Origin of the sequence: Serratia sp. S4 (assembly GCF_000347995.1) — a bacterium.
Classification (GTDB): domain Bacteria; phylum Pseudomonadota; class Gammaproteobacteria; order Enterobacterales; family Enterobacteriaceae; genus Serratia; species Serratia quinivorans.
Map to the genome: position 1 here is coordinate 5093082 of NZ_KB661120.1, position 15547 is coordinate 5108628.

Sequence of the window (15547 nt, forward strand, 5' to 3'; positions counted from 1 at the left end):
GCAATCATACCGGCCACTCTCTGGTGGCTGGTTTTTTATTCCGGAATTCAGCCTAAAACCCAGCACATAAAACCAAAATATCAACACCACACCTACCAAATCCAGCATAACAAACTACCCGATAACTTTTCTTTGCGGCTTTTACAGATGTTAAGTCTGCAAATCATTCATTTGGCAACGTTAAAAACCACGCAGAAACACGCCAATGAAACATTAAGCTTTTTAACCGGTTAATTGCGGCATTGTACAAAGTTTCACCATTGAAAAGGCATTTTGCTATGACTAAGATGGATTTTTACCAATCCAAAATATAAGAAAAATTATGCAAGCCTCCATCGCACCAACTCTGGACGCCGACGACGCGCCAACACCAGTCAACTCACGCGGAAAAGTGATTGTCGCCTCGCTGGTCGGGACCGCCATCGAGTTTTTCGATTTCTATATTTACGCCACCGCAGCGGTGATCGTATTCCCGCATATCTTCTTCCCGCAGGGCGATCCCACCACCGCGACGCTACAGTCGTTGGCCACCTTTGCCGTCGCCTTTGTGGCGCGTCCGATTGGCTCGGCGCTGTTCGGCCACTTTGGCGATCGCGTGGGGCGCAAGGTGACGCTGGTCGCGTCGCTGCTCACCATGGGGATTTCCACCGTGCTGATCGGCTTGCTGCCAAGCTACGAAACCATCGGCATCTTCGCCCCTATCCTGCTGGCGCTGGCGCGATTCGGTCAGGGCCTGGGGCTGGGGGGTGAATGGGGCGGAGCCGCCTTGCTGGCAACCGAGAATGCCCCTCCCAAGAAGCGTGCGCTGTATGGCTCGTTCCCACAGTTGGGCGCGCCTATCGGTTTCTTCTTCGCTAACGGCACCTTCCTGCTGCTCTCCTGGCTGCTGACTGACCAACAATTTATGGAATGGGGCTGGCGCGTGCCGTTTATCCTTTCCGCCGCCCTGGTGCTGATCGGCCTGTACGTGCGCGTGTCGCTGCATGAAACTCCGGTGTTCGCCAAGGTGGCCAAAGCCGGCAAACAGGTGAAAATCCCGCTCGGTACCCTGCTGAGCAAGCATTTGAAGGCGACCATCCTCGGCACCTTTATCATGCTGGCGACCTATACCCTGTTCTACCTGATGACGGTTTACTCAATGACCTACGGCACCACGGCGCAGCCGCTGGGGCTGGGTTACTCACGCAACAGTTTCCTGTGGATGCTGATGGTGGCGGTGATTGGTTTTGGTGTGATGGTGCCGATTGCCGGCCTGCTGGCCGATGCCTTTGGTCGCCGCAAGACCATGATCGTTATCACTCTGCTGATGATCGCCTTCGCCTTCCTGTTCCCAAGCATGCTGGGCTCCGGTAACCAGGCGCTGGTGATGGGCTTCCTGCTGTGTGGTCTGAGCATCATGGGCCTGACCTTCGGCCCGATGGGCGCGCTGCTGCCAGAGCTGTTCCCGACCGAAGTACGTTATACCGGGGCTTCGTTCTCGTACAACGTGGCGTCAATCCTCGGGGCGGCAGTGGCACCTTATATCGCCACCTGGCTGGCAACCCACTACGGCCTGTTCTACGTCGGTCTGTATCTGGCATCCATGGCCTGCCTCACGCTGATAGCCCTGTTGCTGATGAAAGAGACTCGCGACCAATCGCTGTAACCCTGCTTATGCGGCCCCTGCCTGCGGGGCCGCACTTCCCGCGTTGTCTCCTGTCATAAAATCAGACTATGCTGAATGCTTCTCCTTTTACGGAAATGGAAATCAATCATGTCTTTGCGCCGCAGGCTGTTTTTGTACGTTGCGCCGTTGCTAATGGCCGCCATTGTCATTGCTGGTGCGCTCTGGATATGGGTGAAGCCACCCCAGTCGAGCGCGCTGTGGCGCATCGTCAGCCAACAGTGTCTGCCCAACCAACAGGCAAATAACAACCCGGCGCCCTGTGCGCAGGTGGACCCTCAGGCCGGTTTTGTGGTGTTTAAGGACCGTAACGGGCCACTGCAATATCTGTTGATGCCAAGCGCTAAAATCACCGGAATCGAAAGCCCCGAGGTACTGGCTGCCACGACCCCAAACTTCTTTGAGCAAGCCTGGCAGGCACGGCACTTTATGGCGGATAAATATGGTAAAGAGATTGATGACGCCGATATTTCGCTGGCGATTAATTCGGCCTACGGCCGCACTCAGAACCAGTTGCACATTCATATCTCCTGCCTGCTGCCTGCGGTAAAAACGCAGCTGGCGCAGTATGCGGCAGATTACAGCGAGCGGTGGGAGCCGCTGCCTGGCGGCCTGCTGGGCCATGACTATCTGGTGCGCCGGGTGACGCCTGAAGAGTTGCACAAACAAGGGGCTTTCCGCCTGCTGGCAGATGAGGTAGCACGCTCAAAGGGGCGCATGGGGAGCTTTGGCCTGGCGATGACAGCCTTGCCGGGCGGCGATTTTCTGTTGCTGGCCACCGAGCGCAGCCTGCTGCCGTTTACGCTGGCTTCGTCAGAAGAGATCCAGGATCACGACTGCCGGGTTCTGCAGTAAGCGTGGCCCGCAATGCGGGCCGTTAGCGATCATTTTTTCTGCTTCATCTGCTGAAGGATTTTCCCGCACTGGTTTTCTTCACCGCCTTCGCTGGGGGAAACCAATGCCAGCAGGGCCGCTGCCGGCGTCAGCACCACGCCCAGTGCCACCGCCGCCGCACCACGTGCAATCAGCGGGCCGGCCTTCACACCGGCATCCGGGTGCGCGAAGGTGCCTTTCACGTACAGCGGTGAACGCAGCGTCAGCACCCGCATGCCCTTGCTTTCAGGATCGATGGACAAGTCCAGCCGTTCCGTAGCGAAGTTGGTATTGCCGCTGATGTTGATAATCGCGTTCTCGGTGTCGAACACAAACAGCCGAGGTGCCGCCACGCCGTCGTGGATACCAACATCCGCCGCCGCGCAGTTTATCCCCACGACGTCATCACCAAATAATTGCGCCACCAGATAGTTGCCGACGTTCAATCCGAGAATTTCCATCAGGCTGCGGCTAATCACCCCGTTGTTAATCACCATGCGCAAATCGCCGCTGCTGGTCGCCAGCAAATCGGCCACCGAATTGCCGCTGCCGGTCAGTTTGGCATCGCCGTTCAATTGCCCCAGGCTACGCTTCATCGAGCCTACATCCGGCAGCAACTGCTTGAGCTGGAATTTACGCGCATGCAAATCAGCCCGACCCTGCATCGGATTTTTGCTGCCATCGAGCCGGACGGTCGAATTGAGGTTACCGCCCGCCACGCCGAACCGCAGCGGATCCATCACAATGACGCCGTTATCCAATTGCAGATGGGTATAGAGATCGCTCAACGGCAGCGAACTGCCGTGTTCAATGCGTTTGGCGGTAAATTTGACGTCCGCATTCATTACCTTCCAGCTTTTGGTATCAAACTTTTCTACCGGCAGCACTTTGCCCGCTGGTTGGCGGCTCTTCTCACCGCGACCGGCTTTTTCCGTATTGGAGTCGGCACCAATCAGCGGTGCCAGATCGGCAAAGCGCAGCTGTTTCGACAACACTTCGCCGCTCAGCGTTGGCCGGGGTTTGCCGGCGACATATTTCAAATCGCCGTGGATATCGCTGTCGCCGATTTTGCCGTCGAATTTCTGGTATTGGAACACCGCGCCGCCTTTCTCGTGCAGTCGGGCAGTCAGGTGACCATCGGTGGAGTATGGCGGGGTATTGGGCAACAACACGCCGGTGAGGGCATACAGGTTACCCAAGCTGTCGCCGGAGAATTTAAGCCGCAGATCCAACCCGCCAAGGTTCATCGGGTCGGACAACGTCCCCGCCACTACCACCCGAGTGGAACCGGAGCGTACGTCGGCCTGCAGCGGGAATGGCACCTCGGCATTCTGCAACGACAGCATGCCGCCAATCTTGCCACTGCCCGATAACGGCTCGCCGTTGTATTTGCCTTTCACCTTCCAGCCGAAAATATAGTCTTGGGGGATCGTCGTGCCGGCATCTTTTTTGCCGGTGACTTCACTAAATGGCAAAGGCTTGCCGAGTGGATCAATCTCCGCGCGAAAATCGGCCTTCAGCGTGGCGTCCTTGAAAGCAATCTGGCCGCGATCGAAGACGATGTCATGAATATTCACCGACCAGGCAGACGGCGGCTGGTTAGGGTCACCGGCCAGGTTGAAGGTCCAGTTATTCTCACCGTTGGCCAACCGCTGCAAGCTGGCGTTCGGCTGTTTCAGCCAGATACGCGGGATCAACAGTTGTTTGCCCAACAGTGCCAGCGGCGAAATGCTGGCTTCGACGCGCTGTAACTGCACCATGCTGTCGCCAGGGATATTTTTCGGGTTGCCCAGTACCACATCTTCAGCATGAATTCGCGGCCAGGGCACCCAGGCGCGCCAGCCACCTATATCTTTATCATCGCGTGACCAGTCCACCCCCAAATCGCCACGGATGGCGAACGGACGATGCAACTCGGCCGACACCTTGTCATTGATGGTCGGTTTGAGGCGGTTCCAGTCGAAGGTCAGCACAAAGACCACCAACGCGGCGATGATCAGCAGCACAATGCCGCCAACCCAAGTGAACGCTTTTCCTGTTCTTGTCATAACGGCTCCCTGAACGCGATAGCTTACCCATAATTGATAAGTGGCTTTACCAAGCCTAGCCGAGGATAGGCAAGAGTTCACGCTTTAGAGAGAGACGGAGCTCAGGCGGCAGGCATGGAAAATCGCGTAGGCAGGGTTTGCAGGGTGTCAAAATGGGCCGGGCGAGAAAGAAAGTAACCCTGGGCAGCCAGCGCGCCAGAGCGCTGTACCAGCAACCATTCCTGCTCGGTCTCCACCCCTTCGACGATCACCCCTTCGCTATGCTGGTTCATCATTTTGATCAGGGTGACAAGTAACTGGACGCCATCTTCCGTTTGCTTGAGCAAGGTGAATAACTCACGCGCAACCTTGATGTATTGATAACGCCAGGTGCTGACGGCCGAGAAATTCGCCAGGCCGCTACCGAAGTCATCCAGCCACAGCCGCTCTGCACCGGCAATCTGCTGCAACGGGCCGTTTAATGCCATCCCGGCGTGCTCCACCAGCTCAAAACGCAGATAGGGCATGCCGGCAATCTGTCGCAGCAACGCGCCGTGCTGCTGCAATGCCTGCAAGGCAATACCGTCGATATTGACCGAGACCATCAGCCCGTGGCGACTCAGCAGCGGCTGCCAATACTGCAGCAATTCCAGCTGTTCCTGAATGATCTGCAGGCGCTTGCGGACGTCGAGGGCGGCGAAATAGTGCTCCGGGGACAGTCGTTTGTCTGGCGCGGACGGATGAGATACCGCGGTTAGCAGTTCAAGCGCCAGTAAAGCGCCACAGGTGCGGTAGATCGGCTGGAAGGTGTACTGACGGCGGCATTGACGCCAATAATGCTGCGCTTTGATATGCGTGCATACGGCGAGGAGTGGCGCCAGCAGACCCGAAATCATCTTGGTTGTCATTGGTACTATCGCCATCGAAGGGAAATGAAAACGCTCAGGCTTGCATGATTGCCTCCCTGATTTATCGGCAGCGGGCAATAAAACTTTAAGCGGCGACGAAAGCCTTCTACATTGAATACTGGTATTAAAACCCAAGGAAAATATATGCCTTACGTAAATATCAAAATTACCCGCGAAGGCGCGACGCCGGAGCAAAAGAAACAGCTGATCGCCGGGGTGACCCAGCTGCTGGTAGATACGCTGGGCAAGAACCCGGCTACCACCGTGGTAGTCATTGACGAAGTAGAAACCGACAACTGGGGTATCGGTGGCCAAAGCGTCACCGACCTACGCGCTGCCGCTAAATAACGGCCGCAGGTTGGCTACGCATCGGGAAACTTTTTAGTTTCCCGATCGCCGTCATAAATAAAATAAAACGTTGTTTTATTTTTATTGACTCCCCCATCCCTTGCATTGAGACTGGCTGTATTTCGCATCAATTCATCTTCTTCTTTCAGCCAGGGCTCGTTGACTATGACCACCCAAAATCTTGCCGTGATCGGCGAATGCATGATTGAACTGTCGCAGAAAGGCGCGGATCTGAGCCGCGGCTTTGGCGGCGATACATTAAACACCGCCGTCTACATTGCCCGCCAGGTGGCGGAAAGCACGCTGCAGGTGCATTACGTGACCGCACTCGGCACCGACAGTTTCAGCCAGGAAATGCTGCAGGTGTGGCAGCAGGAAAAGGTCAACACCAGCCTGATACAACGGCTGGAGAACAAGCTGCCGGGGCTGTACGTGATAGAAACCGATGCCACCGGCGAACGCACCTTCTATTACTGGCGCAACGACGCTGCCGCTCGCTACTGGCTGGCAGGCCCACAGGCGGAGAATTTGTGCGAGCAACTGGCCCAATTCGATTATCTGTACCTCAGCGGCATCAGCGTGGCGATCCTCGATTCGGCCAGCCGCAGCAAGCTGCTGGCATTGCTAAGACAGTGTCGCGCCAACGGCGGCAAAGTGATTTTCGATAACAACTATCGGCCGCGCCTGTGGCAAAGCCGGGAAGAAACCCAGCAGGTTTACCGCGAAGTGCTGGCCTGCACCGACATTGCCTTCCTGACCCTGGATGACGAAGATCTGCTATGGGGCAAACTGCCGTTGGAACAGGTGGTGCAGCGTACTCAGCAGCTCGGGGTAACGGAGATAGTGATTAAACGCGGCGCGGATAGCTGCCTGGTGTTCAGCGCCGAAGGCAGCGAATTTGAGATCCCGGCAGTGCGCCTGCCAAAAGAAAAGGTGGTGGATACCACTGCGGCAGGCGATTCCTTCAGCGCCGGTTATTTGGCCGTGCGTTTAACCGGTGGTGATGCCGTGCAGGCGGCGCAGCGCGGTCATCTGACGGCCAGCACGGTAATCCAACACCGCGGAGCCATTATTCCACTTGCTGCTATGCCGCAATAATTCCGGCCCTGTAGAAATGCGAAAGGCCAGCAACAACGCTGGCCTTTTTATTGGACTCGAAAACCAATCTTAATACCCTATGGATTTCAAGTTGTAGCTAGGCGCCAAGCTATCTCATCCCCAGGAGCTTACTTTAGTAAGTGACTGGGGTGTGATAGTGCAGGTAACAACGCTACAGCTTGAAAGACTCCGGGTATTTAGCCTGCTACCGCGATGCGTTTCATATCGGTCATATACCCGCGCAGCTTGCGGCCAACGGATTCGATCGGGTGATTACGCACCGCTTCGTTCACGTCACGCAGTTGCGCGTTGTCTACCGAAGTACCGGCAACAGATTTGCCCAGGTCACCCGCCTGCAGGGTGGTCATGAACTCTTTCAGCAGCGGCACTGCCGCGTTGGCGAACAGGTAGTTGCCGTATTCTGCGGTATCAGAGATGACCACGTTCATTTCGTACAGACGCTTACGCGCAATGGTGTTGGCGATCAGCGGCAGCTCGTGCAGTGATTCGTAGTAAGCGGATTCTTCGATGATACCCGCGTCAACCATGGTTTCGAATGCCAGCTCAACACCGGCTTTCACCATGGCTACCATCAACACGCCATGGTCAAAGTATTCCTGCTCGCTGATTTTACCTTCGAACTGTGGCGCATTCTCGAACGCCGATTTGCCGGTCTCTTCACGCCAGTTCAGCAGTTTCACATCGTCTTCTGCCCAGTCAGCCATCATGCCGCCGGAGAAAGCGCCGGAGATGATGTCGTCCATGTGTTTCTGGAACAGCGGTGCCATGATCTCTTTCAGTTGCTCAGACAGCGCATAGGCACGCAGTTTGGCCGGGTTGGACAGGCGATCCATCATCAGGGTGATACCACCCTGCTTCAGCGCTTCGGTGATGGTTTCCCAGCCGAACTGGATCAGTTTTTCTGCATAAGCCGGGTCAGTGCCTTCAGCAACCAGTTTGTCGAAGCACAGCAGCGAACCCGCCTGCAGCATGCCGCACAGAATGGTCTGCTCGCCCATCAGGTCCGATTTCACTTCGGCAACGAAGGAAGATTCCAGTACGCCCGCCCGGTGGCCGCCGGTCGCCGCTGCCCAGGCCTTGGCAATCGCCATGCCTTCGCCTTTCGGATCGTTTTCCGGGTGAACCGCAATCAGAGTCGGTACGCCGAAACCACGTTTGTATTCTTCACGCACTTCGGTGCCCGGACATTTTGGCGCTACCATCACTACGGTGATGTCTTTACGCACCTGCTCGCCCACTTCTACGATGTTGAAACCGTGGGAGTAACCCAGCGCCGCACCGTCTTTCATCAGCGGCTGTACGGCACGAACGACCGAGGTATGCTGCTTGTCCGGCGTCAGGTTAACCACCAGGTCTGCCTGTGGGATCAAATCTTCGTAGGTCCCTACCTTGAAGCCGTTTTCGGTCGCTTTACGCCATGAAGGACGTTTTTCGTCGATGGCTTCCTTACGCAGGGCATAGGCCACGTCCAGGCCGGAGTCACGCATGTTCAGGCCCTGGTTCAGCCCCTGCGCGCCACAGCCGACAATCACCACTTTTTTGCCTTTCAGGTAGCCGGCTTCATCAGCAAATTCTTCACGTGCCATAAAGCGACACTTGCCCAATTGCGCCAACTGCTGACGCAGGTTCAAGGTGTTGAAATAGTTAGCCATGGTGGTACTCCAGTTAGATGTTGTGTCTTGCTGTTATTTTCATTCCCCGCCCTGTCTGTGCGGAGATTCGTTAAACTCAATGTATAACAGGAAACGCGTTGCTTAAATTGATATATTACGAATGTGACATTGCAATTTATGCAACACTCTTGCTGCGAGCGTACTGATATGGATTTGCGTGATTTAAAGCTATTCCTCCATCTGGCTGAAAGCCATCACTTTGGCCGCACCGCCAAGGCGATGCACGTCAGTCCTTCGACGCTGTCCCGCCAGATCCAACGGTTGGAAGAGATCCTCGGGCAACCGCTGTTTTTGCGCGATAACCGCACCGTGCAGCTCACCGATGCCGGTGAACAGTTAAAAGATTTTGCCCAGCAGACGCTGCTGCAGTACCAGCAACTGAAGCATTCGCTGGGTCAACACGGCCCTTCGCTGAGCGGCGAATTACGGCTGTTTTGCTCGGTTACCGCCGCCTACAGCCACCTGCCGCCGATCCTCGATCGCTTCCGCGCACAGCATCCACTGGTAGAAATAAAACTGACCACCGGTGACGCCGCCGATGCGGTCGATAAAGTGCAGTCCAACGAAGCCGATCTCGGCATTGCCGGGCGGCCCGAAACCCTGCCCACCAGCGTGGCGTTCACTAAAATCGGTGAGATCCCGCTGGTGCTGATTGCTCCGGCGCTGCCCTGCGCGGTACGCAGCCAGGCGTTTGCCGAGCAGCCCGACTGGGCCAATATTCCGTTTATCCTGCCGGAGCACGGCCCGTCGCGAAAACGCATCGAACTGTGGTTCCGTCGCCAGCGCATCGCCAATCCGCTGATTTACGCCACCGTTGGCGGCCACGAGGCCATCGTTTCGATGGTGGCGCTGGGCTGCGGCATCGCGCTGATCCCCGGCGTGGTGGTGGACAACAGCCCGGAGCCGGTGCGTAATCGCATCTCGCAACTGGAGAATATTTCCATGGTCGAGCCGTTCGAGCTGGGGGTCTGTGTGCAGAAAAAACGCCTTAGCGATCCGCTGATCGACGCTTTCTGGCGCTTACTTTCATAAATCCGCTGGATCGACTTGCTTCATCGTCTCCACCTGCATCAGCCAATGGTAAAGCGGTTCCAGCTGCAGGAAGCCCTGCGCCAGAGTCTGCACCAACCCGGCGTTGAACAGCTTTTCCACCTGACTGTCGGTCGCCATCACCGCAAAGGACTTGCGGTTGTACCAGGTGGCAATTTCTGGCGCCTGCTCTTTCACTAACGGCCGCTTGTAGCTTTCACCCACCAGCTCGAACGGTGGCCGGCAGCAGGCTGCGACCTCCAAAAAGGGCTGCGGTCGGCGTTGCAGCGTATGGCGAAACAGATCCATGGTCGGTTTGTTGGCGCTGTAATAACCCAGCCCGTAACGCAACATGTCCGGCCCCAGTTCGAAGAAGTAGACCGGCGCGTCCTTCCAGTCTTTGCTTGGCCGTTTGAACGTCAGCCACATGCGGCTGCGGTAGCGCGATTTGTCGTGGGAAAAACGCGTGTCGCGATGTATGCGCGACAGCGTTTTGCCGATCGCCGGCCGGGTCTCGAATAAGGGATCGATCGCCAACATCGCCGGACTCAGTTCGGCTATCAACGTACGGAATGGCGTTAATAGTTCACGATCGTAAACGTCGCGGTTGGCCTCAAACCATTCCTTGTCGTTCTCAATGCGCACCTGCTGAAGAAAATTCAGGCCCTGCTGGCTAAAACCATTAAATTGCTGCGTCATGTTCCTTCCCGTAACAAGCTTTCTAGCGGGGATTATGCATGGCTTCCATCTGCCAACGGCGCTTTAGAAAAACGCGCCGGCGCGTCCTGAAATAGGCAACATACAGATAAAACACCGTCCGGTTACTGAAAATAATCCCGCCAATGCAGGCACACAGCAACATCAGGCCATTGGCAATGCCGGTGATGTTTGCTGCCCAGGCCGCTACTGCACCGATCAAAAGCGCGGCCAGCATGCCAAGATAATATTTCAGCAATACTACCCCTGTGTTTTTACCCTGAACCAGGTGAAACAGGACAAGCGTCATCCACACGGCCATGATGGCGCCGCTGCCTAATAATGTGGCAGCAGAGGCACTGCCGGTTACCGCAAGGGCTATATCGGCCAATAGCCCCATGGTTCCCGCCAACCCCAGCGTAAGACAAATTAGCAGCAACATGACATTGCCCACGCCCGGCGGCGACAAACGCTGCCCCGGCGTCAAAAAATGTTGCTCAAGCTGCGCATCCACGCCGGCATATACCGCCGGATCCCGCTGCAGGATTTGCTGTTCCATTTCTCGCCCTTGAGATATCAGGCGGTTAATCATCCAGTCCGACATTACCTCACCATCTGCGGTAATTTTTGCATGATCCCAACAAAATATTGCCCCGTTTCCTTCACATTAGCAGGCGAGGACAAAGTGCCGCTGATACCGCTGCCCACAAAGGCCATCGAGTTATTCAGCGCCGACCGTAATTGCTGTCGAAGTCCGTTCTGAAGGGCTTGTGTTGGATAGCGCTTCGGGTATAAGCCCGCGTTAACCATCTGTTTTAACACTTGATTGGAAATACCCGGATTCTCCGCCCTGATGATGCTCTCAGTGAGCCTTTTCCTTTCACTTCGTGGCATGCTTTTTAGCCACTCCGTCGCCTTACGCGATGAAACTCTTCGCATGGCACGATAAGTCATGGCCGCTTCTTTCAATGCTGCCCCGGCGCTAGCCAAAGAGATCACATCCAGAATGGTGCTGGTGGCGACATACCATTGCTCTGAATCTAACTGCGCAAGCTCATCGCCTTTCCCATCATAAAGCTTATTCACGCGATACAAGCCATTACCGCACTGTAAGGCACTGGCAGCCATGCCGGCATAGCCTAAATAGGCGATGGCCGAACTGGTGCCACCGGTAAAGGGTACCGCAACACTCCCCGACGCCAGTAAAAAAACGGAGACCAGCAGTGTGCCGCAAGATAGCGCTGCCGAAGCCAGTTCTTTGCCGACGTTCGGTTTGGTCAAAGCCTCAGACAGGGTATTGGTCGCCGCGGTACGTGAAGTATGCGCAACGGTTTTGGTGATCACCACGTGGGTGACCTGTGAGGACGTTGAGTAACCGGTATGTTTGGTCGGCCTGACCAAATACGAATTTTGGCCGTCAGAAAAAATAATCCCCACCCCATGAAAAGCGATACTGCAATCCAGGGAGTCTTGCAGGGCTTGTAAATCAATATCCCGATACATTGCCTGCACATTGCCGTTACCGAGCATTCGTGCGAACTCGGCGCTGGTTAATTGATCTTCGGGAGAACCAAATGGCGAAGAAAAAGCCGTTGTCATTGTCGCGCATCCCTATACGTCAAAAGTCTTGGCAGTATAAAAATGCACAACAAAATCACAACAACGCAACCTATAAACTGGCTTATAGGTCACGATTACTTATGTATTTCTTATCAACCCTGCAAAAAGAAGCGGAACGCCGGGTTGTCGGTTTCATCGTGGCAGTCATAGCCCAGCGCCTGCAGGTGCTGCTCAAACTCGGGTTCGGTCTGCGACAGCTCAAAACCTGCCAGCACGCGGCCAAAATCGGTGCCGTGACTGCGGTAATGGAACAGTGAAATATTCCAATGGGTGCCCAACGTCTGCAAGAACTTCAGCAGTGCGCCCGGTGACTCCGGGAATTCGAAGCTGTACAGACGCTCGCGCAACGGCTTCGAAGGACGCCCCCCCACCATATAACGCACGTGCAGCTTGGCCATTTCATCGTCGGACAGATCCACCACCTGATAACCATCGGCCTGTAGTTCATCGATGATTTCCAGGCGTTCGGCATGGCCGCGCGTCAGGCGGACACCGACGAAAATACAGGCGTTATCTGCATCGGCGTAACGGTAGTTGAACTCGGTCACCGAGCGCCCGCCCAGCAGTTGGCAAAACTTCAGGAAGCTGCCTTTCTGCTCTGGAATGGTGACCGCCAACAGGGCTTCGCGTTGTTCGCCCAGTTCGCAGCGTTCCGACACATAGCGCAAACCGTGGAAGTTCAGGTTGGCGCCGGACAACACGTGCGCCAGACGTTCGCCCTGAATATTGTGCTGCTGCACATACTTTTTCAGCCCGGCCAGCGCCAGCGCACCGGACGGCTCGGCAATGGCGCGCACGTCTTCAAACAGATCTTTGACCGCGGCGCAGATGGCGTCGCTGTCAACGGTGATCACGTCGTCCAGATATTCCCGACACAGGCGGAAGGTTTCGTCACCGATGCGCTTTACCGCCACGCCTTCGGCAAACAGCCCAACACGGGCCAGATCCACCGGTTGTCCGGCATCCAGCGCCGCGCGCAGGCAGGCGGAGTCTTCCGCCTCCACGCCGATCACCTTAATCTGCGGCATCAGTTGCTTGATCAATACCGCCACACCTGCCGCCAGACCGCCACCGCCAACCGGTACAAACACCCGGTCGAGATGAGCGTCCTGCTGCAGCAGTTCCATCGCCAGCGTACCCTGCCCGGCGATCACCGTCGGGTGGTCGAACGGCGGCACGAAGGTCATGCCCTGCTTGAGTGAAAGCTCTATCGCTCTGGCCTTGGCTTCATCAAAGTTGGCGCCGTGCAACAGCACCTCGCCACCAAAGCCGCGTACCGCATCCACTTTGATATCTGCGGTGGTCACCGGCATTACGATCAGCGTTTTGATCCCCAGCCGTTTGCCTGAATAGGCCACGCCCTGCGCATGGTTGCCGGCCGAAGCCGTCACCACGCCGCGCGCCTTTTGTTCTTCGTTCAGGCTGGCGATCATCGCGTAGGCCCCACGCAGCTTGAAGCTGTGTACTGGCTGACGATCTTCGCGCTTCACCAAAATAGTATTGCCGAGCCGCGAAGAGATTTTGCTCATGGTCTGTAACGGGGTGACCTGAGCCACCTCGTAAACCGGCGAGCGAAGCACCGCTCGCAGATACTCCGCGCCACAGGGGGCGTCGGGTAGGGGTTGCGATACCGCCATGATGCTTAGCCTCCCAGCTTGCTCTTGTCGCGTACTGCGCCTTTGTCCGCGCTGGTCGCCAGTGTGGCGTAGGCGCGCAGAGCGAAGGAAACCTGGCGCTCACGGTTTTTCGGTGTCCAGGCCCGATCGCCACGTGCCAGTTCAACTTCGCGGCGTGCCGCCAGTTCGCTGTCGCTGACATCCAGTACCATGCTGCGTTTTGGAATATCGATGTCGATCATGTCGCCGTCTTCGATCAGCGCAATCAGACCGCCGCTGCCCGCTTCCGGAGAAACGTGGCCGATAGACAGACCCGAAGTCCCGCCAGAGAAACGACCGTCGGTGATCAGCGCGCAGGCCTTACCCAGGCCCATGGATTTCAGGTAGGTGGTTGGATAGAGCATTTCCTGCATGCCCGGCCCGCCCTTCGGCCCTTCATAGCGGATCACCACGACGTCGCCGGCAACCACTTTGCCGCCGAGGATCGCTTCTACCGCGGTGTCCTGGCTTTCATACACTTTGGCCGGGCCACGGAAGGTCAGGTTGTCTTTATCGACACCGGCGGTTTTCACAATGCTGCCGTCCAGTGCCATATTGCCGTACAACACGGCCAGGCCACCTTCCAGGCTGAAGGCATTTTCCAGCGAGCGGATACAGCCTTCTGCGCGGTCATCGTCCAGCGTGTCCCAGCGGCAATCCTGCGAGAACGCCTGGGTGGTACGGATACCCGCTGGACCGGCGCGGAACATTTTCTTCACCGCTTCGTCCTGAGTCAGCATGATGTCGTACTGGTTCAGCGTTTCCGTCAGCTTCAGGCCCAGGATGTTATCGACGTCGCGATTCATCAGACCCGCACGATCCAGCTCGCCCAGAATCGCCAGTACGCCACCGGCACGGTGCACGTCTTCCATATGGTATTTCTGGGTGCTTGGCGCCACTTTGCACAGGTGCGGTACCTTGCGCGACAGACGATCGATATCTTCCATGGTGAAATCAATTTCACCTTCCTGAGCCGCCGCCAACAGGTGCAACACGGTATTGGTCGAACCGCCCATGGCGATGTCCAGCGTCATGGCGTTTTCGAATGCGGCCTTGTTGGCGATGCTGCGTGGCAGTGCGCTTTCGTCGTCCTGCTCGTAGTAGCGCTTGGTCAGCGCAACGATGCGTTTGCCGGCGTTGAGGAACAGATCCTTACGATCAGCGTGGGTCGCCAGCAGCGAGCCGTTGCCCGGTTGGGACAGGCCCAGGGCTTCGGTCAGGCAGTTCATCGAGTTGGCGGTGAACATACCGGAACAGGAGCCGCAGGTCGGACAGGCGGAACGTTCGATCTGCGCGCTGTCGGCATCGCTGACGTTCGGGTTGGCACCCTGGATCATGGCGTCGATCAGATCCAGCTTGATGATCTTGTCGGAAAGCTTGGTTTTGCCGGCCTCCATCGGGCCGCCGGAAACGAAAATCACCGGAATATTCAGGCGCAGTGACGCCATCAGCATCCCTGGGGTGATCTTGTCGCAGTTGGAGATACACACCATCGCATCCGCGCAGTGGGCATTCACCATGTATTCAACCGAGTCGGCGATCAATTCGCGCGACGGCAGGGAATAGAGCATGCCGCCGTGGCCCATGGCGATACCGTCATCCACCGCAATGGTGTTGAATTCTTTGGCGACGCCGCCTGAGGCCTCGATCTGTTCTGCAACCAGTTTGCCCAAATCACGCAGGTGCACATGGCCCGGAACGAACTGGGTAAATGAGTTGACCACCGCAATAATGGGTTTGCCAAAATCGTCGTCGGTCATTCCGGTCGCGCGCCATAATGCGCGGGCACCCGCCATGTTGCGGCCGTGGGTGGTGGTGGCGGAACGGTACTTAGGCATGCTCTTCACTCCAAATGTATTTATTACAGGCGGCGAACGAACCGCCTGGATATTCTTATCTGTCTGTCGATTTACCCGTTGCCTTTCAGGTTGCGGGT

General features: G+C 56.6%; 13 protein-coding genes. 5 read left to right on the forward strand and 8 right to left on the reverse strand.

Features of this window, described 5'->3' with window-relative positions; all coding sequences use genetic code 11:
- Positions 1-322 precede the first annotated feature (322 nt).
- On the forward strand, positions 323-1645 hold the full coding sequence (locus tag SERS4_RS0124445; protein WP_012147419.1) for an MFS transporter: 1323 nt from the start codon (positions 323-325) through the stop codon (positions 1643-1645).
- A gap of 75 nt (positions 1646-1720) precedes the next feature.
- Positions 1721-2518 (forward strand): CDP-diacylglycerol diphosphatase, encoded by a 798-nt coding sequence (locus tag SERS4_RS0124450; RefSeq protein WP_083906172.1) that lies wholly within the window; start codon positions 1721-1723, stop codon positions 2516-2518.
- Positions 2519-2547: 29 nt separating this feature from the next.
- Here the strand turns inward: SERS4_RS0124450 and SERS4_RS0124455 are convergent, their stop codons facing one another.
- The gene (locus tag SERS4_RS0124455; protein WP_026142582.1) at positions 2548-4584 is read right to left on the reverse strand and encodes an AsmA family protein; all 2037 of its coding nucleotides are present in this window, start codon (positions 4582-4584) and stop codon (positions 2548-2550) included.
- Positions 4585-4685: 101 nt separating this feature from the next.
- A complete protein-coding gene (gene pdeH / locus SERS4_RS0124460; RefSeq protein WP_017894387.1) occupies positions 4686-5471 on the reverse strand; it encodes a cyclic-guanylate-specific phosphodiesterase in 786 nt (261 codons plus the stop codon).
- Positions 5472-5615: 144 nt separating this feature from the next.
- Here pdeH and SERS4_RS0124465 point away from each other — a divergent pair, with 144 nt between their 5' ends.
- Positions 5616-5819, forward strand: a complete 204-nt coding sequence (locus SERS4_RS0124465) for a 2-hydroxymuconate tautomerase family protein (protein WP_012147423.1) — start codon at positions 5616-5618, stop codon at positions 5817-5819.
- Between the two features lie 165 nt (positions 5820-5984).
- Entirely contained in the window at positions 5985-6917 is a 933-nt protein-coding gene (locus SERS4_RS0124475) for a sugar kinase (RefSeq protein ID WP_017894389.1), read from the forward strand.
- A gap of 197 nt (positions 6918-7114) precedes the next feature.
- Here SERS4_RS0124475 and ilvC read toward each other — a convergent pair whose 3' ends face one another.
- Complete coding sequence (gene ilvC / locus SERS4_RS0124480; RefSeq protein ID WP_017894390.1) at positions 7115-8590, reverse strand: ketol-acid reductoisomerase; 1476 nt, start codon at positions 8588-8590, stop codon at positions 7115-7117.
- A gap of 168 nt (positions 8591-8758) precedes the next feature.
- Here ilvC and ilvY point away from each other — a divergent pair, with 168 nt between their 5' ends.
- On the forward strand, positions 8759-9643 hold the full coding sequence (gene ilvY, locus SERS4_RS0124485; protein WP_017894391.1) for an HTH-type transcriptional activator IlvY: 885 nt from the start codon (positions 8759-8761) through the stop codon (positions 9641-9643).
- Here the strand turns inward: ilvY and SERS4_RS0124490 are convergent.
- From SERS4_RS0124490 to ilvD, 5 genes are all read right to left on the reverse strand, one after another.
- A complete protein-coding gene (locus SERS4_RS0124490) occupies positions 9638-10339 on the reverse strand; it encodes a DUF2461 domain-containing protein (RefSeq protein ID WP_017894392.1) in 702 nt (233 codons plus the stop codon). The two genes, ilvY and SERS4_RS0124490, sit on opposite strands and share 6 nt — an antisense overlap.
- Before the next feature lie 22 nt (positions 10340-10361).
- A complete protein-coding gene (locus SERS4_RS0124495) occupies positions 10362-10940 on the reverse strand; it encodes a hypothetical protein (RefSeq protein ID WP_017894393.1) in 579 nt (192 codons plus the stop codon).
- The gene (locus tag SERS4_RS0124500; protein ID WP_012147429.1) at positions 10940-11935 is read right to left on the reverse strand and encodes a hypothetical protein; all 996 of its coding nucleotides are present in this window, start codon (positions 11933-11935) and stop codon (positions 10940-10942) included. The genes SERS4_RS0124495 and SERS4_RS0124500 overlap by 1 nt, the downstream gene beginning before the upstream one ends.
- 113 nt (positions 11936-12048) lie before the next feature.
- On the reverse strand, positions 12049-13593 hold the full coding sequence (gene ilvA / locus SERS4_RS0124505) for a threonine ammonia-lyase, biosynthetic (RefSeq protein ID WP_017894394.1): 1545 nt from the start codon (positions 13591-13593) through the stop codon (positions 12049-12051).
- A gap of 5 nt (positions 13594-13598) precedes the next feature.
- The gene (gene ilvD / locus SERS4_RS0124510; RefSeq protein ID WP_012147431.1) at positions 13599-15449 is read right to left on the reverse strand and encodes a dihydroxy-acid dehydratase; all 1851 of its coding nucleotides are present in this window, start codon (positions 15447-15449) and stop codon (positions 13599-13601) included.
- Positions 15450-15547 lie beyond the last annotated feature (98 nt).